Below are 20,430 nucleotides of genomic sequence, written 5' to 3'. Positions count from 1 at the left end.
GTTATTCATTAAGTGAGCTTAAAAATAAATCTGCCGGTGTTATTTTTTTCCAGGTTAAGTTTTCTAGGTATTGCCGAAGAAGTTCTACTTGTTGATTGGATCTGAAAGAAGATGGAAGGGATTCAAACCCTTCCAAAGCCCATTCTGATAGTTTCAAAGTCATCTTAAAAATCTCTGGATTGTCAAGTCCATCGCTTGCCAAATCTTGAAAATCTTCTAGCTGATGCAAGTGATTGATTAAGAGATCATAGGTTTTTTGAAGTGAGCTTGGAAAATACAAAATTCCAGAAATAAAGGACGAAGGAACCATTTGCCACTTTCTGGGAAGAGCATCAGTAGCTCTAATTTCTAAAAATCCTTTCATCCTAACCTGGGGAAAAAGCAAGGTCAAGTGATATTCAAAATCTTCCAAGCTGGGATAAAGGCCAAGAATAGGATTATTAATCCAATACTTCATGGTGAATTTTCCGCCAAAATATTCTTGATCCCATTTCTTTAGGTGAATCAATGGAGCATTTAGAGCAAATTTGGTATAAGAATCTATTAAATCATTCTTGCTTATCTCATTTTGAGGCATCCAAAATCCGCTTCGTCGGGAGTCCAAGGTTCTCCAAAGAACACTGCGATAGGATTTTTTACCTGTAAATTTTCCCTCCAAATGAGATGAGTTTGCAAATACTGCCGTTAAAAATGGAGCTAAAGCCTGAGCTACTACCATTCGCCGGACCTGAACTTCCTCATTTTCTCCCAAGTCAATATTGATATGCTGGGAACAGGTTTGAAGCATCATTCTTTGTCCATTCGGATTTAAAGAATTAAAGTAATTCTGTAACTGTCGGTATCTTGGCTTGGGAAGTTGAAGTCCTATTTCTTCGCCGGAAAACCAAGGCAAGGTTCCAAATTGCCCAAATCCTATTTGGTTTTTGATTCCAACTTCATCCAAAATTGATTGCATTGCTTCCAATTGATTTTGGACTTCAATTAGACTTTCACAGGGGGAAGTTGCTATTTCTACCTGTCCTCCAGGCTCAAATTGAAAATTGTCCCCAGAAGGAAATGTTATTCGATCTGGTTTGAGTCCCACCATGCTTTCAAAAAGATGGGTTTGGCCTCCTTTTTCTAAACTCATTTTCAGTAAAAGGCTCGAAAAATCATTTTGGCCATAATACAGAGGTATGATTTTTTTTGGAATAGGGGAGTCTGATGGGGTTTCCCAAACAAAAGCCTCCTGTTCTAACCCAATCCTTCCGGGAGATTTTTCAGAAATTTTGGTATCCCATATCTTGGGCTCAAATAGATTAGTTTGGATGAAATCCCGAAAATCAGATTCTGTGAGTTTTGAAGACTTTTTGTAATCCATAAAATTCAGGGATTATCCTTATGGATATCTTTTTCAAATTTTTTTTCAACCTGAGTAATCGCTTCAAAGAAATTCTTCAGCGTGGAATTTTGAAACGCAAGTCCTCCGCCTCCCCGTTTATCTTGGCTTACTTGCCTATTAATATCAGCAATAACTACCCAAAATGATTTATTGTCGCAGGAAAATCCCCATTTGGAATGGTCTTGGTCAAAAGTCCAAGAGAAACCAGGGAACCCAGCCTTGGATAGATCAATATCTACAATGTCTTCCGTGGTTTTGGAATCCTTTTCATCTTGGTCTCCAAAGACCATTCCCCGTCTCCAGGTTTCTACATCCAAATCACAGTCTAAAGTAGGTCCGACTAAATCTTTCCAATAATCTTTGCCATTGGAGTCCACTTTATCCGGCTCGCTCCATTTTTTACTTTTCGAAATATGCTTGAATTGAACTTCCTTTTTGCTTTTTAAATCCAACACAGAAGGAGTTGGCTCTTCTAAGTTATTGGAGTTTTCAACTAGGTTGACCAAAGGATGATTTTTGTCGATTCCAAGTAAATTGGATGCATAAACTTGCCCTTGAATATGGGTTTGAATAACATCAGCCAACTTGCTGATTTCATCAAATTCAAGACTTATGCAGATGTAGGTTTGTCCAAACTTTCGTTCGTTCTCAGGAAGCACTGATTTTCCGATTTCCGGAAACCTAGGAGTAGAATGAAGCAAGTAAAGTCCAGAATTTGTATTGGGTGAAAAAGCTAAAACTCCCTTGCTATGCCCCTTTGAATTCAAATTTTTTGGATCCGGATTTTTTGGTGTGGGAGGGATTTCATCATTCCATGCCACGTAGCCAATTTCCTTTTCATCGGAAAAAATCTTTTCCAAGGTCAGTCCCAAGGCAGACTCAGGGTGGTCCAGGCCAATTTTTGAGAATTCAATTTCCTTACCGGATGAATCTAGATATAAAAATTCAAACCCTGAAGAATCTTTTTTTGGCCCAACTTTCATTGGGAGCTTGTAAATAAACCACCAATCTACAGGGTTCCCTTCCTGATTGCTGAGGGGACTAAGCATCTGCCCTTTTTTTTAATTTTTCCTCAACTTTTTCCCAGAACAAAGACGCAATGTGCGTTCCATGGAATTTGTCTATTTCTTTAATTCCTGTTGGGCTGGTGACATTTATTTCAGTCATAAACTCACCTATGACATCTATCCCTACAAAGAAGAGCCCCTTTTTTTTCAAGGTAGGTTTGATTTGATCACAAATCCATAAATCTCTCTCGCTTAATGGAAACCCTTTTGCAGATGCTCCTACAGCCAAGTTGCCTCTATGGTCATCTCCTTCTGGAATTCTGGCAATTCCATAGGGGACTGGTTCTCCATCTATAAGAATGATTCTTTTGTCTCCCTGAGTTTTGATTTCAGGAATGTAGGCTTGAGCAACAATGAAAACAGTTCCTCTTTGAGTAATTTCCTCTAAAATCACTTGGGTATTAGGATCTCCTTCAGTTAATATAAAAATGGATTGCCCGCCCATTTTATGAGTTGGTTTTACCACAATCTTCTTATGGTGGGTAAGGAATTTCCTGACTTCAGCAATGGATCTGGTCATCAATCCCGAAGGACAACATTGGGGAAACCAAGCTGTGAAAACTTTTTCATTTACATCTCGAATAGAAGAAGGTTTGTTGATTACCCAAGCGCCGCTCTCTTCTGCTTTTTCCAGAATGTAGGTGGCCATGATGTATTCGATGTCGAAAGGAGGATCCTTGCGCATTAAAATCACATCGATGTCGGATAGCTTTTCATAGGACGTAGCTACTTCTTCAAACCAAGGTTGTTGATCTTTAAAAAGCTTTACCTTTCTAAGCAGTCCTTCTGCATCACCATTTTTAAGAAAAAGATCTTTCATTTCCAGGTAAAAAACCTCCCAACTCCGATTTTGGGCTTCGATCATTAACTCTAGGCTAGTGTCTTTTTTTGGATTTATGGATTGCATTGGATCCATTACCACCGCCAGTCGTTTGGGTCTTGTCATAGAAAAAAGATCAATGAATAGTAAAAATGATTGTTAGTAAGGAAGGTAGAAAATTATTTTTTATTGAGCTGAAAGTCTATTCTTATTTATGCTGCATTATTTCATAACCCTGCCACTCCTGACCAGGGGGATGTTCTTGATATTTTTGACATCTTTCTATGAAAATCTTAAATGTCTGATCATCAGGGTCAAGTTTGTAGCCAGAATCAAATAGATTCAATGCTTTTTCAAAATCCCTGGCATAATAAGCTTTCAATCCATCAGCTAAAACTTCTTTGGTAGCTTCTTTTTTAGTCCTTCTTTCTTCAAATTCAGCATCCAGGACCTCATATAGATCGACTGCTTTTGCTTTTCCTTTTACGGCAACTCGATCCACTTTTCTGAACGAAAATGCTTGTGGGTTTTCTAAAGAATAATAAGTGTGTTCACTGATCAAAAACTGAGCACCATAAACTTTGGTAAGATTTTCAATTCTGGACCCGAGATTAACTGTATCCCCGAGAACGGTACATTGCATGCGGTCATCTCCTCCCATGGTACCCAATACCAAAGGCCCGGTATTAACACCAATTCCCATTTTTAAAATCGGCCTTCCTAAAGAAACTGATTCCTGATTGAATTCATAAAGTGCCTTAGCCATGTTAATTCCTGCTTCTAAAGCCTTCTGAGAAGGAACTGCGAATAAGGCAAGAATCTCATCTCCGGCATAGGAATCAATAAAACCGCCAGCCCGGGTTATATGACTTCCGATTTTGGAAAAATATTGGTTTAGAATGTTGATTACTTTTTCAGGTGATAGTTTTTCTACCAGTGGAGTAAAGTCCCTTATGTCTGAAAATAAAACGCTCATTTCCATCGCCACTGATTCCCCAAGGCTAACTTTAGAAATGTCCTCATGCCCCAAATGGGCTAAAAACTGATCGGGCACAAATCTCTGCTGGGCTTTGAGTAATTTTTCCTGATTTTCATAAATCCTGGAATTTTCAATAGAAATAGCTGCTTGAGCCGCTAAAAGCTTGATGATTTGGACCCTCTCTTCTGTAAAAGCACTGTGTGTGAGGTTGTTTTCTAAATAAATAACCACTTTCCACTGCCTATTTGTGGTCAAAGGAATACAAAGGACAGATAGGGGTTTTGATTTGAGTATGTAAGGGTCGTTAGAAAACGGATTGGATTGACTGGCATTAGCAATCACAATTGGCTCATTGGTTCTAATGGCTGTATTAATGAGGGATATAGGGAGAAAATCTATATTCTCGGAGTCCAGAAACGACTCTTTCATGTTTTCATTTTCCAAAGAGCTGGCTTGAATATAAAAGTTCCCATCCCGCTTTTCTATCAAATAGCCATGCTGTGCACCTGCATTTTCTAAAAGTACCTGAAGAGTTGCTTTAAGCAGTTTTTCTAAAATCAACTCTCCTGAAATCATCTGAGAGGCTCTAAATACCGAGCTCATATCCAGTAAATTATTTCCGAATTCTTCTGTGATGGAAGAATTGAGTCGAATGGATTGAGTTTGAGAAGGACTTTTAGAGAGTGTTCCAGAAGTTAAAATTTGAGGGTAGTTGGCAACCATTTCTTCAGTTTTTCTGATTGCTCCCCAACGATAATACAGGTAATGGGAAGCCTTTAGATAGCCTTCTGATGCTTTTTCTAATCCATTTCGGATATAGAAATTAGCAGCAAACTCATTGATCATAGCCTCATCTCTGAGGAATCCATGTTTTTGGGCAAATGACAATGCTTTTTCAAAGCCTTGTAAAGCTTCACTTACTTTTCCCAAATGTCCCGCCATTTCGGCTTCCATAAACCATCTGAGGTGTTCAAAATTTTCCTCACATTGCTCTGCCCAATGGAACATTTTGGAATAGTTGTACTCCATTTTTTTTACATATTCCTTCCGTTTATTCTCCTGCGTGATTTCATGAAGTAGCATCGACCTAACTAAGAAAGCCACGATATGAAACCTTACCAACTGAGGCAAGGACATTACTGATGGCATAAGATTTTCTTGAGCCAAGACATGGGGGAGAGCCCCTTTAGGATCATTGTAAAGCAGGTGTATTTCGGCCTTATAAATGTGATAATTGGCAATTCCGGTTAGAAAATGCCTTTCATTCATTCCTTTTAAGCAAGCTTCTTCGTCAAAGTATTTTGAGGTTAATGAATATTTGCCTTCTGTTTTACCCTGAAAGTTTTTTTGCATTTGGAGGAAGAGTGTGCCTGAATCCAGGGAGTCTTGGTAATTGCATTCCGCGACGATTTTCAGCAACCTTATCTGTTCTTGTATGGCAGTATCCAAATCCAATTTTGGATCCCAAATGATACAATCCTGCGCACTGTAAGCCAAGTAAAGTAAATCTCCCGATTGATATCCAGTATCTATTCCCTTCCTAAACCAAGGAGTCATGGAAGACCAATGATTACTCCAGTGATGGACAAACATGGTGTATACATAGAGAATACGGGATTTTAGGGCGATATCTCCATAAGCTTCTATCATTTCCACCCCCAATTTCCCATATTGATACCCTAAGGCTGTGTTTTCAAAATACCCGCAAAGAATCATTCCATATCCAGCATAAGAAAATGCCGTCTCTGGACAGTTTCCATAGGTTAAGGCAAGGTTGACAGACTTGATGACTAAATATGGAAACTTCCGACCTGTTCCAGAAAGAAAGGCTGCTGCGAAAGTCTCCATCAACAATTGGCTTGCAATTCGGGCTCTTTCATCCGTCATTTCAGGTAAATGAATCAGGTCTGCTACCCTTCTTTCACCTAGTTTTTGCTCCAAAAGGTATATTTCCCTGTCCAAATCCTCATTGCTTGGATTAGATATAAAATCGAACCCTAAAATTCCCAGTCCTTGATAGGCAGCTTCAATGGATTCTTTCATTCTACCTGTGGTGGCATATTGACGAGTTCTTGCAGCCAGGACCAATCCTTTCTCTATATCGGTTTTTGCCTGAATAAGTATCACTTCAGACCATTCTTCGGCTTCTTTTTGATTGCCTGTTAAGTAAAAGCAGTTTTGAAGTTCCTCGCCCAGTTTCCACATGAGAGGATAATTAGTCTCCCAAGTTTTCGCATCAAGAAGATCTAAACTTATCAATAGGTATTGAAGTGCAGAATCGTAGGCTGAAGATTGTTTTGCCTTGATACCAGCTTTTAAGTTTAATTCAGCGAGTTGAAATTTTTCTTCATAATCGGTAATCCAATTTTTCCCTTTGTTGAGGTGCTCAACTACGTCGATTAATATTTCCTGAAGGTGGATTTGATCGGAATGTAGCAGTAAAAGTCTCCCAATCGAAAGATGCATTAATTCCTTCCTTTCGTTTGGAATAGTAGAGTAGGCAGCCTGTTGTACCCGGTCGTGCTGAAATTTATAGGTAGGGTTGATCTGATGTTCCTCTTGGTCCTTACCTACATAAAGTTTTTGAGTTGCGTGATCAAAACTTAAACCAACCAGACGATAGCTTTCATGAAGGGGGAAAATCAAATTGGCCATCAGGGCATCATAGAGATCAGCGGCTGCCTTCTCCATGGAGGTCTTACTGATCATTGCCAAGGTTTTGAGGTCGAAGGTGGCTCCGATACAAGCTGCAAGTTGAAGGGCTATTTGAGTGTTTTCGGGTAGTTTACTCAGGTTTTTCACCAAGAAGTCCACCACGTTTTCACTTTGACTAATCCCCTGAAGTTTTTCAGGATCCCAAGTCCATTTTCCAGATAAGGAGTCAAAAGAAATGATTTTTTGGGAGTGAAGATCTTTGAGAAATTCTATGGAATAAAATGGGTTTCCTCCTGTTTTTTCAATCAAAACCTTTCCTAAATCATTTGCTAGTTCAACACCGCAATGCAAAGTGTCTTGGACAATTTGATCTATGACCGATTGCCCAAGTGGAGGAAGGGTGATGTTTTCCACCCACCTTTTTTTCTTTATTTCCTCCAGAGTGAGCATCAAAGGATGAGCTTCATCCACGGCGTTGTCTCTAAAGGCTCCTATCAAAAGGATATAGCCTAATTCTTGGCTACCAAGAAGTCTGTTAATCAAATTGAGGGTGGGGATGTCACTCCATTGAAGATCATCCAAGAAAATTACGAGAGGATGATTTTTTTGCGCGAAAACCTTCACAAAATTCAGGAAGGTTAATGAAAATCGATTTTGATTTTCAGAAGGGGAAAGTTCCTGGACCTTAGGCTGTTTGCCAATGATCAATTCCAATTCCGGAATCAAATCCAGTATGAGCTGTCCTTGGTGATCAAGAGCATCATTTATTTGCTTGGACCAAATATCCAATCGCGCCTTGGATTCACCCAGGAGATGATGAATTAATTCCTTGAAAGCACCTGCCAATGCACTATAGGCAGTATTTTGACGAAACTGTTCGAATTTTCCTTGGATTAAAAATCCTTTTTTTCGAGCTACAGTTCTTCCAAATTCATGGACAAGAGCTGATTTGCCAACTCCAGAGTATCCGGAGACTAAGCAAAATTCGGCAGAGCCATTGGTAGCTTTTTGGAGATAAGTTTCAAGTTTTTGAATTTCTATTTCTCTACCGTAGAGTTTTTGGGGAATTTGAAATTTTCCTAAAATATCTCCTTTAGCCAATTCAAGGGGAAAATCTTTTGCTCCTGCTTCGAAAGCACTATTGATTTGCTCGAGATCGTGGGATATTCCTTTGGTACTTTGGTAACGATCTTCTGCATTTTTAGCCATTAATTTTCCCAAAAGATCGGAAAGAGCTGAAGGGAACTCAGGGTCGATTTCTTTCGCAACCTTTGGAGGTTTGGAAATATGGCAATGTACCCACTCCAATGCATCGGAAGCTTGAAAGGGTAATTGTCCGGTGCCTAATTCAAAAAGGGAAACTCCTACAGTGTAATAATCAGTCCTATAGTCAATATCCCGGTTCATTCGTCCGGTTTGTTCTGGGGAAATATATGGCAATGAACCAGAAATACTGTTGGGGAATGTAACTTCCTGATGTTCTCTGGAAAGCTCCGTTGAAGAGCTGAAATCAATAATTTTTACCTCAAAATTTTCTGGATTTACCAGAATGTTCCTTGGAACTAAATCTTTGTGAATGATTCCCTTATCATGAATTCTCCCAAGGGTTTTCACCAATTTCAAGGAAATTGAAAGAAGAAGGGGGAGGGGGATTTTTTTTGGACTTTGGCTATGTCTATAATCTTCTAGAGACAATCCAAAGTTTTCCATTTCAATAGCAACATTTCCATTGCCATACCCGAAAAAGTCAAACACTTCGACCACACCTTCCACCTGAGCTTTAGAAAGCAGCTGGTATTCTCTGGTTATGCCTGCGATATGTTCCTTTTTCGGGTATTTATCCTGAAGAGTTTTCAGTACAATGGATTTACCATCCTTTATTCTTTTTCCTTTCAGAAGAAGATGTGGATAGGAATTGTAAAGAATTTCCAGCTCGACAAAGCCGGGAATATTTTCTGTAATTAGTTTGCCGGGCTTATTCTTCACTAGTTAAATATTAAAGAATCTTTTGAATGTCTCATGGTATGAAGCCATTGCATTTCCAATAAATGGATAGCCATGTCCGCAAAAGGCATGCTCAAAAGGGATTTCTTTTAATCTGATAAAATCATCAGGCTGGGGTTGACATTCGTTCATCCAAGCAAGGCCTAAATTGGCAGTTTGGAAAAAACCAATTTCTTCCATTTTTGGAATTGTCTCCTGATCAAAGAATTCATCAGGCTCTATCCAGTTTTGTAGAGAGTCGCAAGCGATCATGATTCCGCCTTCTCGATCTAGCCTAACAATGCATTCAGGTCTTTTAGAGGTCCTAAAAACGAATAAAGATGCATTTTTTAGCGGTAGAGGACCTCCTTCAACTAATTCATGATCGACCTTTAATCCTTCTTGAACTTTCATACCGGGCATAGCCCAAAATTTCGCCTTATACCGATCTACGTAAAATGGATCGTCTACTCCGTGCATGTCTCCAATACGGACTACATGGGAGATTTTTCCAAGTTTTTCTAGCTCCTTGAGCCCATCTTCTCCGAGTCTCACGGTGTTAAAAAGGATAAGATTTCCGTCTTCCCGGACAACAGTCATGTTTCGGCTAAACTGCCACATGGATCCGAAAAATTCATTTTTCATGGTTCCCATTACAAAGAAAACGTCTGGTAGAATTTCTTTGATAGGTCCATGAGGCATTGGTGGATGATAATTTTTCATGGATAAATTAGTTAAAAGGTAAAGAAAATTTGAAAATTGAAATAATAAAACTAAGTCTTTTCATTTGAGTAAATAAGCTTTCCAACAAGTTTAAATTCCTTGTCATAGGCATGTAAGTAGGTATTAAGGTAATTCTTTGCTGAAGAAGAAATTTTCCCGTTCAAAACTTCTTCCAGGGTTTCTTCCCCAGTACTAGAATCATGTCTTTTCGCATGGAACAAGGTTAAATCCTTTCCTCCAAAAATCGGAATTATAGGTTCAAATTCTATTCGTGAATTTTCCAATGAAAATACAGCTCCACAAAGACTGGTGAATTTTGGAAAGTTTTTCAAATCCTCTTCTTTAAAAACGGGAAAATAACCTTCAGGAAATTCAAATTTCGGTAGCGTAGGAATTTCTAAAACAGGGTGATTTTTTAACTTTTCTATGTAAGGATCACTCAGCGAAGCCGCCATTGCTCCTTTTAAAATGATATTTAAATACCTTCTGGTTGGAAGAAGTCCATTTTTCAAATAAGGTGGTAGACCCGTATAAACCCAGGCCTTTTCCGAACCAGATTGGGTAGTGACCTCTACCACTATTCGGTCATACCCTATGCCGTAAGCTTCCAGAAGATCCAAGGAATGAAGATGCTCATCAGGACAAGTATGCAAAACACCTTCAACGCAATCCCTTGAATTTGAAGATTCAATTATATTCCCCATTCCCCCTTCGTGGTCAAACCAATGCTTGACATTAAAGTCCAGTTTCCAGCCTTTCAAAATAGCCTTCTCTGATTTAATGGGAATTACTCCCTTGGCTTTTAGGGAGGTGAGATTCAGATTTGATCCATATCCAAAATAGTTAAACATCCGATTTGACCTAAATGGATTGAGATTAGAGTTTATTAAAAAACTGATTCTTGCTTATTCAATTGCTCGCCAGCTCGGTATTTTTTCCTTTTTAGGGAATTGAATAAAACAAAGATTAATTTATTACTTTTTTTAGATTAATAATTTAAACACTGGAATTATTTCTAAATTACTGAAGGATATTCTTCCTTATTTTCAGTTTTTCTAAGTTTTTAAATTTTATAACCCATGTCCACTTATCTGATTTCCAGAAAACCATCATCATCATCTTATTCTATATGGCAGTTTTCTTTTGATGGGAACCCACAATTTGAACAATTACCAGTTGATCCTTCAGCCAGTTTTGATCCAAATCATCGATTAGCTCAAGTAGGGGGCTTTATGTTAGAATGGGGTCCTGCTACCGCAGTTGACTCACAGAAATTGTACCCTTATCGACTTTTTACTCCTGACATCAACTCAAAAGATCCTCTAAATGGAAAATCCGTTCAGCAGGGGTATTGGGATGTGAAAAAGTTTTGGGGGTACCGGGCTCATTATTCCGAAGACGTCCATGAACAGGACCATATTCCTTTGATTTCCTTGGGCAACTTTATGCTCTTTTTTGTAGGAGGAAGAGGTAGAGGCACCTATATGCTTTACAATTTTGACCCGAATTTGGACAAGCCTAATACCTCGGATCCAATTCCAAATCTTCAAGTGCCTCAGGGTGGATTTCCTACCATTCAGGCAGGCCATGAATTAATCCGATTGGGGAATTATGTATTGGACCGGCATAATGGAGGTAAATCTTACCGCCTTTGGAGTTTTGATCCACAGAATCCTGTTCCACTTTCCATACCCGCGATCAAAGAGGGGGAATTTGATCAAATCGGTCCAGACCATCAACTGCTCGCAGTAGATGGGAAAATTCTCAGTTGGATTCCAGGCTCTGGGGAGTTTAGTCTTTGGGAGGTCAATCCCCTTCATCCCCAGCCATTCAAAGCCTTGGTCAAAAGAGGAAAATTTCCAAAAGAAATGGGTGATTTCTCCTCCTTAGTGTCCTATACAGGCAAATCTACCGAAGCTGACTCCTCGAAGCCTGGAACCATGGCTTACATGAGATCCAAAATCAAACACGTGGTGTTCTATATGGCCGAAAGCCGGTCTTTCGATAATGTGGTTGGCCTACTCTACGATAAAAATCAAAAAGACCTGAATACCATTGGTTCTCACGAACCATTTGAAGGGGTAGATCCCAAATTCTTTAACTTAAAAGGAGAGGAAAAGGTATATCCTTCCTTGTTTAAGGATGGTGTACTTAGCGACCAATGGGATCTTTCTGATCAGACCCAAGACCCCTTTCATGACAATTCGGATGGGCTTCAGCAGATGTTTTATACCAAAAAAACGGGCTATGCCGAAAAGGCCAAGCCGGACATGAAGGGATTTGTAGCCAATAATCCCAGTACAGGGGTGATGCTCACGTTGACTCCAGATCAGCTACCTATCCTGAATGGATTGGCGAAAAATTTTGCCATTAGTGATCGGTGGTTCTCCTCCGTACCGGGAGGGACCGATATCAATCGGGCCTTCTCCATGTGTGGATCGGGGATGAATCGATTGGATACTTGGGAAGGAGGCAGCCTCTATGCCAATTGGCCTCAATATCCGCACCGGGCCTCTGTCTGGAAGGTGCTCCTCAATCAAGGAATCAAGGATTGGAAAATATTCAATGCCATCCAATGGAATGGACACCCGTTCACTTATCACCTCTATTTGGAAGGACAAGCACCCAGCATTGATTCGCAGGTGGGGAATTACATCGACTCGGTGGATAATTTCAAAGCTCAGGCTAGTCAGGGCAATCTGCCTGCTTTCAGTTTCATAGAACCCGTTTGGATGGCTCCCAATGGTACCACTTCCTATCATCCAGGAATGAATCTCGTGCCAGCCGAGCGATCGCTCAATGATATCTACGAAACGCTCAAGAATAGCCCTGCTTGGGAGGAAACCCTATTGGTTGTCACCTTCTCCAAGCCGGGAGGACTTTGTGATCATGTGGCGCCACCTTATGCAGCGAAGCCATGGCCAAATGACTGTACGGATGGATTTAGATTCGATTTATTGGGTCCGAGGGTGCCTGCGATTTTCGTTTCCCCTTGGGTTTCCCCCAAGACGGTGATCCGATCTGGGCAGGAGACGCCTTTTGATTCAACTTCTTTTATTTCCACTCTGCTGAATTGGTTTGGTATACCAAAATCCCAATGGGGCTTGGGAGATCGGGTGGACCAAAGTCCGACCTTTGAGCAAGTTCTCCAGCAGACCAGTCCAAGAAAAGATGCCCCAAACTTGGATCCTCCCTATGATAAGTCTTTTCCAAAGCAATAAGCTGATTTGAGACACTAAATGAATAGCCCTTCGGGGCTATTTTTTTTTCTTTAATGGACGTTTTCAGCATTTTTTTTCTAAAGTCAACAAAACCATGGTTAACAAAATCAGGATCGTTCCAATCCATTTCCAGAAAACTAATTTTAATCCGGGAGACAGATGTTGAGGCCGTTACACCCAGCTCCCAAATGAAGTACAACCTTTCTTTGCCGAAACTTTACCCAGGTGGCGAATTTAACTTTTCATATTCGATCACTTTCCTCCCGAAAAAAAGTTTCCAATCTATGCACGCCCTGCCTTGGGGCAATATTGTCCCTAGCCATCATATTCAGGAAAAACTCGATGGGACCGTAAGTTTTTGAGCTGGTAAGTATGCGCATCATACCGAGTACGCCTCGCCGTATCCAATCGGGCAAATGAACGATTTTCACTTTCTTTCCCGTGGCCTCCAAAGCCAATTTTCCGATTTCATTTTGTGTGAAAATGTCAGGACCACCGACTTCAATTTCCTGCTGCGGGGAAGCTAAACTATCAAGGACCACCCGTGCCAGATCTTGTCCATGAATGGGATTTAGCTTGAACTCCCCATCTCCAAATAGATATATCCGACCAGACTTGGCCATGGTCAAAAAGTCCTTCATGTCTGAGAAAAAACCATTAGGGCGGACTATGGTGTACTTCATTCCTGATTCTTTCAAGGTGTCGACGAAGCGCTCTTTGGCAGCGGTGATTTCCAAATGACGCATTTGAGCCCCATTCAGTACAGATACGTACACAAATTTCCTCGCCCGATGTCGCATTGCAAATTCCAGCAGGTTGAGGTTGGCTTGATAGTCTACATCCATGTAGCTTAGTCCGTCCTTTTGCCGGGTGATTCCCACTGTAGAAATGACCGTATCGATCGGTTCTTGTATTTTTGGAAAGGATGCCAGTTTGGTGACTTCGACCAATTGCCATTGATTTTCATTCAGGTCTAGATTTCTGAGTTTTTCTTCACTGCGGCCAAAGGCCAGAAAATCATGTCCTTGGCGCTTGAGTTCTTTGGCAAGGTAAGCTCCCAAATAGCCGGTAGCTCCTGCCAAAATAATTTTTCCTTGCATGTTGAATAGGGGTTGTACTGTTAATACTTAGCTGAGTTTTTAGGACTTTGTCCTCGTGTCTTTAGGCTCCATCAAGACCTTTATTAGGAACTCCACGGATCCTTTTTGAAACTCCGACTGATTGAAAGTTCCAGCTAGATATGCATCCAACTCGGGACAGAAGTACATGTAGGATCCTGTAAAACCAGAATGTCCAATTAGGGTAAGCTTAGGTAGAAGTGGAAACAATTCCTTTAGATTCCACTTCATCAGGCCAAATCCGTAATACGTCCCTTTGCTAGCTGGAGTCCAATGTTGCATCTCCTCGAGGGTTTCCTTCTGAATGAGTTTTCCTTCGAAAAGGGCTTTGATAAAGATTAGAATATCCTTTGACGTGCTTTGAAGTCCCCCACCTGCCCAATCGCTGGAAAGGCTGATCATCTGACTGACTTCCAGGTCTCCAAAGTAGATTTCCATCATTGGCGTGCTAGGCTTTTCAATAGGTTCTGACCTCAGGTGCATGGAGGTATTCATCATTCCTAAAGGGCTAAAAATCCTGTCCAGAAATACCTCATGCAAGGGCTTTTGCTCTAATTCTTCAATGATCAACCCCAGCAATAGGTATTCAGTATCAGTATAATGGTAGTTAGTTCCGGGTACAAATTGAGCTTGAAACCGGCCTAGGTAGAAGTCCAGAAGTTCTATCGGCTCCCAAAATTTGTTGGGCTCTTCGAAAGCTATCGTAAGCATGTTTTCACCCTGGTAAGGCTGGTCTTCGAAATAGTCGGAGAGTCCGGATCGATGCTGGAGCAAATGAGCAATCGTGATTTCCCGAGTCCAATCTTTTCCATCCAAAACATGCAGTCCTTGAGTCAAGGAGTCCGGAAGAAATCGGTACATCGGGTCCTCAAAGCTCAATTTGCCCTCCTCCACCATTTTTGCAATAGTCACTGCTGTAAATGTTTTGCCCAGGCTGGCAGAATGAAAAGGACTATCCTTTTCTACTTTTTGGCCGGAGGCGAATTCTCCGTAGGCCCAGCTTTTCTGAAAGTTCAAGGCTTTAAATTCTAGAGAAAAAACTCCCTGATGCAGATTTTCCTTTTTCATAGTCTCTAGGAAAAGCTTATCGAGTTTTTCTTCGAGGGTATGAATGTCTTGAGCAAAAAGAAATTGTAGGAAAAAGATGGCTGGAAATAGAAGAAAGATTGTCCGAGTTTTCATTAGATAGAATGGTTTGGGAAGAGAAACCCGGCAGGGGAAGCAAATCGAAACTATTGGCCTATCCCTGCTGGTTTCTTTTGGTTTAGTTTTTCCTCTTTTTTAGAAAAGCGTGATGCCTATTCCGATGGAGAAATTGGTTCCATCCAGATTCCCGCCCTCATTGCGGGTGACCCGGGCCATGTAGAGTCGACTTTGAATATCCAAGGCCCATTTTGGACGCTGGAGAACTTCGTATCCGCTAGAGATCAATACGCCTTTACCCCATTCGCTTTTTTTGGATTCTCCATCCGATTCATAAAGCGCTTTCATGTCAAGGGCAGCGCCGTATCCTCCGCTGATCCACCATTTATCGGTAGCCCAGTATTGAATGGATGGGATGATGCCCTCAAAGCTCCTGTCCACCCCTTCGGATTCGTAGATCTGTCCGACTGTATTGACATAGAAGGCTGTTCGCGGGGAGACAAACCAACCCATTTTTAGATTGGGAAGGGAGATGCCTCCCTGAGTGGCTTTTTCGCTCAATCCATCAGAGAAATGTAAGACTCCTCCACCCACTGAAGCTCCCAGAGTAAAGCCTTTTCGGATGGGCTGTTCAGTTTGTGCCTGAATATTCAAGGTTGTAATCAGACCGATAAAGAAGATGAAGATTAACTTTTTCATTTTTTTCTGTTGTTTAAGTTTGACTTGTGTTTGTTTTAAATTGATAGGACAAATTTGGGAAGTAGGGGAAGGCCAGTCGTCTTGATTTATGATTTCGGACGTTTTGGTGAAACCCCGGACTTTTTGCCTATTGGAGACTGAATCAGTCGTTTTTGGCGGATTTGAGCATGAAGTTGACCAGACTAAATCCTCCGCCTACGGCCATTCCTGTGCTGATCCAGAAAGTGATTTGATGGTCAAAGTCCACTCCCAATAACCCAAGTGAGATAATTCCGGTAGCCGTACCGACGGCCACTCCGATGAGGGTACCAATGGCCGCCCCAATGCATGTTCCCAGAGTAATTGCTTTGTTTTTCATTTTTTGATTTTGATTAAGGACTGGGACAAAATTGGGGAGCAAAGACAGGCCAGTCGTTTTGAATTATGATTCAGGAGTTTTTTGGTGAAATCCCGGACTTTGAAGGAGTGGAAAATGAAAAATCAGGCCTTAGAAGGCTTCTAAAAAAGAAATGCCAAAAGAAAATTGAGATTCCTTTTGGCATTTGAAAAAAAGTAAATTGACTAGCTCTGGTTCAGAGAAGATTCTCTAGCTGGTCCCCCGTTAGATTTTGCACGTTTTCGGTGATTCGCTCGATGGGCCAATCCCACCATTTCAAAGCGAGGAGTTGATTGATCTTTTCTTGGGAAAAGCGCTTCTTGATTTCTTGAGCTGGGTTTCCCCCTACTATGGCATATGGCTCGACATCTTTGGTTACGACAGACCTCGTGGCAATGATAGCCCCATCCCCGATTTTGACTCCAGGCATAATGGTCGCCCCGTATCCGATCCAGACGTCATTTCCGATGACCGTATCACCTTTGTGCGGGTAGCTTTTCCCCTCCATGGCATTTTCCCAGCCTTTTCCAAAGATGGCAAAAGGATAGGAAGAGATGGATTTAGATAGGTGATTGGCTCCGTTCATGATGAAGGTGACATCCGAGGCGATCATGCAAAACTTCCCGATAATCAATCGATCTCCGACAAAATCGAAGAGGTATTTGACATTTTTTGCAAAATTCTGAACATCCTCAAAGTCATCGTAATAGGTATAGTCTCCGACCTGAATTTGAGGGTTTTTCACCACATTTTTCAGAAAGCAAAGTCGGTCATAGCCGTTTAATGGAAAGGCTTGGTTTTTATCTGGTGCTGTCATGGTTTGAATTTTTGATGGAACGAATCAAAGTTGCAGGAAAAAGGATGGTCAATCGTCCGGCTTTATGATTTAGGACTTTTTCGGTCCGAATTTTTGGTCATTAAGATTCTTCTGATTTGGAATTGACTTTCACCTGATTGCTGACCAAAAAGATTAAAGCTGACGAAAGCAGCATCAAGATGGCCATGAGCCAGCCTATTTGAGGATAGTATAGCAGACTTCCATTCTCGGTTTGAAAAATCACCAAGCCGGCAAGTGCGGCAGCAAGGCCTCCTGCTACCTGCTGAATAGAGGAGTCAATCGCCAGAAAAGCTCCCCGGTCTGATTTTTTGGGAACAGCCGTGGTCAGAGCTGTTGCAGAGACCATTCGTGCATTTATCCCCATATACAAGCCTACATGCATTAAAATTATCCATTCGAAGGACTGAATTACCCCCGCCGTGTAAACCACTACTGCTCCAATGGAAAGTAAAGTTCCAAAGGCGAAAATGGGCCATTTTCCGAAGCTGTCGGCCAGTTTTCCAAAAATTGGAGCTGCCAAAAGGCTAGTCAATCCTACAGCTCCATACACATAGGGGAGTTGGCTATCATCTAGGCCTAGGTTATTGGTGAGAAAAGCAGCATTAAAGGTCATGAAAATCACATCTCCTCCCACGATCAGCAGGTTGGCGCTGTAAACTATCCAATAGGTTGGTTTTTTAAGATTAGAAATAATATGAACCCAAGGTGTAGAAAAGCCAGTCTCTGAATCCCCTAATGGCCGGATCAGTACCACCACCATCAAGAGTGCCAAAATTCCCAAACTGAGAATCAACCCATAGGCCATTTGCCAAGAAAAAGAGCTTGCAATAAAGAGAGATAAGGGAAGTCCAATCACCAGGCTTGCGGCAAAGGCCATTTGAATCCAGCCTGTAACTCTTCCCCTTTGCGATAGCGGAAACAAATCGGCCACCATCGCAAAGCAAATCGAGGCCATCACCCCTCCAAAAGCTCCGGTCAGAACCCGGGCAGCCAAGAGGAATGGAAAGGAGGGTGAAAGTGCACAAAGGAGAATTCCAAACAAAAATCCTCCATAAAAAACCAATAGAAATGATTTTCGCTCAAATCGATCTGCATATCCGGAAGCAAGCAGGGCAGAAATTCCCGCACTCAAGGCATAAGCGGAGGTGATCAGGCCAAATTGTTGAGTGGTGAGTTGTAGTTCGTACAGCAGGATACCACTCAAAGCCGGAAGGAGCATATAGTCAAGCACCACCGTGAAGAGCAAGCAGGCAAGACCCAGAATCACTAGCTTTTGATAGGAGCTGAATTTTCCGGGTTTATCCATGAAATTCAGTTTCGATGCGCTTTCACCCAAGCTTTTGGAGTAAGCCCGGTGGATTTTTTGAAAAAGTCATTGAACACGGACTTGGAGGTAAACCCGCTTTCATAAGCCAATCCCAAAAGGGTGATATGGCTATTAGCCTTATCTGTTGCCTTTAGCTGGAATATTCCCAGACGATGGGAATTGATATAGTCGTTGAAGTTTTGCCCGAGTTTCATATTGATCAGCCAAGAAAGTTTATTGGGGTGTAAGTCGACCTGCTCTGCCAGAGATCGTAAAGTTAGATTGGTGTCAGTGACCACTTCTTCCATGGTCATTTTTTCGCGCAGGATTTGCAGGAAATGCTCGCAATCTTCATCGGCTATTTGACTGGATTGGGCGATGATTAGCTGTTGACTGGAAGGATGATGGCGGTGGGGTTTGTGATCCTGGAAATTCATCTTTTCATAGATTTCCTGAAATCCCGCATGCTCCCGTATATTGTCCCAAACCCACCAATATTTTAGACTGACCATCATGCTGGATTTTTCCTCAAGCCCTTTTTGGAGGAAATGGACCGCTTCATCAGGCCTATTCATCAGACTATACAAGGCTGCAGGATCGCAGGGATCGATGTAGTGACTGTTTTCTAAAGCCTCGAGTACTCCTTCTGTTTCTCCGCTCAGGACTTTGACCGTCATCAGGTCCAGCTTGACCAAACCTTCGCCATTAGTCATGGTCATGGCTTTTTCCAAAGCACTAAAAGCTTCTTTAAATTTCCCCAAATATCCTAAGACCAAGCCTTTCCATCTTAAAGCCTCGCTGAAATTAGGCTCAATTCGAAGACTCTCCTCAAAGGCTGGAAGCGCCTCTTCAAATCGACCTGACAAGTAGTAGCATAGCCCAAGCCACCAATAGCTAATGATGTGGAGGGGATCCCGGGACTGGTTTTCCTTGGCTATAGAAATGGCCAAATCGTAGTCCTTTTGGATGAAAATGTAGTAGTTGGTGATAAAATCGATCTCGTTGTTCAGTCCAGCTGCCACTGCCTGATTGTAGGACTCAATAGCAGCTTCCCAATTCCAGTCATGAAAGAGATGCACATAGGCCATGACCTTGTGGGCCCGCATATCTTTTGGATTGATCGCTAGTGCTTTTTGGGCAAACTCTCTGGATTTCTGAAAACCTTCCTTTGCTGAGAACAAATTAAAGCCTGCGTGGTGAAGGTAGGTTTCTCCGATGTAGGAGTAGGCTTCTGTGAAATTTGGATCTAGTTGGGTGGCTTTGGTAAATAGGACCAAGGCTTCCTTGACATCGACCAAGTCCTTGCGCTTGAAATGATAACTGGCTTTCAGAAAAAGGTCGTAGGCCTCAGGATTGCTGGTTTTCGAAGATACCAAGCGATCTTCGATATCCATATGCCCAAAGTTTTCCCGGATTCGGTCGGCTACCAAGAGGCTGATTTCATCCTGCAGCTCAAAAATATCCTGAAGTGTGCGGTCAAAGGTTTCGGACCAAATATGGAAGCCATTGTCGGTACGAATCAGTTGGACTGCAATCCGAACCCGATTGCCTGCTTTTCGGATACTTCCTTCAATGACCGAGGAAACACCCAGCTTGTTTCCTATGATCCGCACATCCAGTTTTTGACCTTTGAAGGCAAAGGAAGAGGTTCGTGCGATGACCTTCAGGCCTTGAATTTTGCTAAGCGCGTTGATGATTTCCTCGGCCATTCCGTCAGAAAAATATTCGTTTTCCGGATCTGAGCTAAGGTTATCAAAGGGAAGTACGGCGATGGAGCGTTGATTCATCCAATGGAAAAGAACACCAAAAACGTGTTCTGTCAGTGAAAATTAGGTTTGCAGAGCTTTCAAGATAAAACTTCCAGAAGTTTTTGACCAAACTTTTTAGCTAAAAATAGATGAGTCTGGCTTTTCCTTTTTCCTAAAAAACGCTTTGAATGGAAATAGATCTTATTTTTTTCTTGCAAAATGGTAAATGCAAGTGGCCCGTCCTCCATTTTTCTGATCAGGTTTATTCCCACAGCTGAAGTTCTCCATAAAAGTTTTTGATTTATTCTATCCTGACTTTCTCCGCTTTTTAAAGTCCGAAATCTCATCCAAAGGTCCGCAATTACATTTTGGG

Annotated in this window: 14 protein-coding genes; 1 reads left to right on the top strand and 13 read right to left on the bottom strand. The window is 41.6% G+C overall.

Translation table 11 applies throughout. From position 1 onward, the window contains the following. Position 1 precedes the first annotated feature (1 nt). The 6 genes from DFQ04_RS06440 to DFQ04_RS06415 all read right to left on the bottom strand — a co-directional run bounded on the left by DFQ04_RS06440 (position 2) and on the right by DFQ04_RS06415 (position 10,459). Positions 2 to 1,360, bottom strand: coding sequence for a glutamate-cysteine ligase family protein (locus DFQ04_RS06440; RefSeq protein ID WP_133553839.1), 1,359 nt, complete (start codon positions 1,358 to 1,360; stop codon positions 2 to 4). Positions 1,361 to 1,365: 5 nt separating this feature from the next. Then, a complete protein-coding gene (locus DFQ04_RS06435) occupies positions 1,366 to 2,430 on the bottom strand; it encodes a deoxyribonuclease II family protein (RefSeq protein ID WP_133553837.1) in 1,065 nt (354 codons plus the stop codon). Then, on the bottom strand, positions 2,423 to 3,394 hold the full coding sequence (gene gshB / locus DFQ04_RS06430) for a glutathione synthase (RefSeq protein ID WP_133553834.1): 972 nt from the start codon (positions 3,392 to 3,394) through the stop codon (positions 2,423 to 2,425). Before gshB ends, DFQ04_RS06435 begins: the two co-directional genes overlap by 8 nt. An 82-nt stretch (positions 3,395 to 3,476) precedes the next feature. Beyond that, the gene (locus tag DFQ04_RS06425; RefSeq protein ID WP_133553832.1) at positions 3,477 to 8,888 is read right to left on the bottom strand and encodes an AAA family ATPase; all 5,412 of its coding nucleotides are present in this window, start codon (positions 8,886 to 8,888) and stop codon (positions 3,477 to 3,479) included. 3 nt (positions 8,889 to 8,891) lie between these two features. Further along, entirely contained in the window at positions 8,892 to 9,608 is a 717-nt protein-coding gene (locus DFQ04_RS06420; RefSeq protein WP_133553830.1) for a hypothetical protein, read from the bottom strand. Positions 9,609 to 9,658: 50 nt separating this feature from the next. Continuing rightward, complete coding sequence (locus tag DFQ04_RS06415; protein ID WP_133553828.1) at positions 9,659 to 10,459, bottom strand: gamma-glutamylcyclotransferase family protein; 801 nt, start codon at positions 10,457 to 10,459, stop codon at positions 9,659 to 9,661. 228 nt (positions 10,460 to 10,687) lie between these two features. On the opposite strand from DFQ04_RS06415, the gene DFQ04_RS06410 reads away from it, so the two are divergent. After that, a complete protein-coding gene (locus tag DFQ04_RS06410) occupies positions 10,688 to 12,829 on the top strand; it encodes an alkaline phosphatase family protein (RefSeq protein WP_133553826.1) in 2,142 nt (713 codons plus the stop codon). Positions 12,830 to 13,071: 242 nt separating this feature from the next. Here the strand turns inward: DFQ04_RS06410 and DFQ04_RS06405 are convergent, their stop codons facing one another. The 7 genes from DFQ04_RS06405 to DFQ04_RS06375 all read right to left on the bottom strand — a co-directional run bounded on the left by DFQ04_RS06405 (position 13,072) and on the right by DFQ04_RS06375 (position 20,096). Then, on the bottom strand, positions 13,072 to 13,929 hold the full coding sequence (locus DFQ04_RS06405; protein ID WP_133553824.1) for an SDR family oxidoreductase: 858 nt from the start codon (positions 13,927 to 13,929) through the stop codon (positions 13,072 to 13,074). A gap of 39 nt (positions 13,930 to 13,968) precedes the next feature. Then, on the bottom strand, positions 13,969 to 15,129 hold the full coding sequence (locus DFQ04_RS06400) for a serine hydrolase domain-containing protein (protein WP_133553822.1): 1,161 nt from the start codon (positions 15,127 to 15,129) through the stop codon (positions 13,969 to 13,971). Between the two features lie 99 nt (positions 15,130 to 15,228). Continuing rightward, complete coding sequence (locus DFQ04_RS06395) at positions 15,229 to 15,789, bottom strand: hypothetical protein (RefSeq protein ID WP_133553821.1); 561 nt, start codon at positions 15,787 to 15,789, stop codon at positions 15,229 to 15,231. Positions 15,790 to 15,931: 142 nt separating this feature from the next. After that, positions 15,932 to 16,147: a hypothetical protein gene (locus DFQ04_RS06390; protein ID WP_133553819.1), complete on the bottom strand. Its 216-nt coding sequence runs from the start codon at positions 16,145 to 16,147 to the stop codon at positions 15,932 to 15,934. Between the two features lie 214 nt (positions 16,148 to 16,361). Beyond that, positions 16,362 to 16,982: a CatB-related O-acetyltransferase gene (locus DFQ04_RS06385; RefSeq protein WP_133553817.1), complete on the bottom strand. Its 621-nt coding sequence runs from the start codon at positions 16,980 to 16,982 to the stop codon at positions 16,362 to 16,364. A gap of 100 nt (positions 16,983 to 17,082) precedes the next feature. Next, positions 17,083 to 18,309, bottom strand: a complete 1,227-nt coding sequence (locus DFQ04_RS06380; RefSeq protein ID WP_133553815.1) for an MFS transporter — start codon at positions 18,307 to 18,309, stop codon at positions 17,083 to 17,085. 5 nt (positions 18,310 to 18,314) lie between these two features. Next, a complete protein-coding gene (locus tag DFQ04_RS06375) occupies positions 18,315 to 20,096 on the bottom strand; it encodes a tetratricopeptide repeat protein (protein ID WP_133553813.1) in 1,782 nt (593 codons plus the stop codon). Positions 20,097 to 20,430 lie beyond the last annotated feature (334 nt).

The sequence above is a fragment of the Algoriphagus boseongensis genome (assembly GCF_004362805.1).
In the GTDB taxonomy this organism is placed as follows: Bacteria; Bacteroidota; Bacteroidia; order Cytophagales; family Cyclobacteriaceae; genus Algoriphagus; species Algoriphagus boseongensis.
The sequence above is the reverse complement of the archived record's forward strand: the minus strand, read 5'-3'. Positions and strand labels throughout refer to the sequence as shown.